Source organism: Mammaliicoccus sp. N-M50 (genome assembly GCF_022386995.1).
GTDB lineage: Bacteria > Bacillota > Bacilli > Staphylococcales > Staphylococcaceae > Mammaliicoccus > Mammaliicoccus sciuri_A.
Genome location: NZ_JAJNJA010000042.1, coordinates 1 through 227 on the forward strand (window position 1 = coordinate 1; position 227 = coordinate 227).

1 pseudogene is annotated in these 227 nt (G+C 23.8%); it reads left to right on the forward strand.

Annotated elements, in window-relative coordinates:
• Positions 1-217 (forward strand): annotated as a pseudogene (locus LQ622_RS14980) (phage tail protein); the annotation flags it as partial.
• Between the last annotated feature and the right edge of the window lie 10 nt (positions 218-227).

Sequence of the window (227 nt, forward strand, 5' to 3'; positions counted from 1 at the left end):
AACAACAGAGAACTTAAAGAATGATGAAATCATTAATTATTGTTTATACATCCAAAAAGGTATGATTGAACCTTATATCATATTCTATAATAAGCAAAATATATTCTATATTAGTAACGATGTTATAGATATTATAAGCAGCTCGAAAGATATGATTAGCAATATAAAATTGGATTTTAAAGAGTTAGTAGATGTTTTTTATGAAATATTAGAATAGCGAAGCGTAA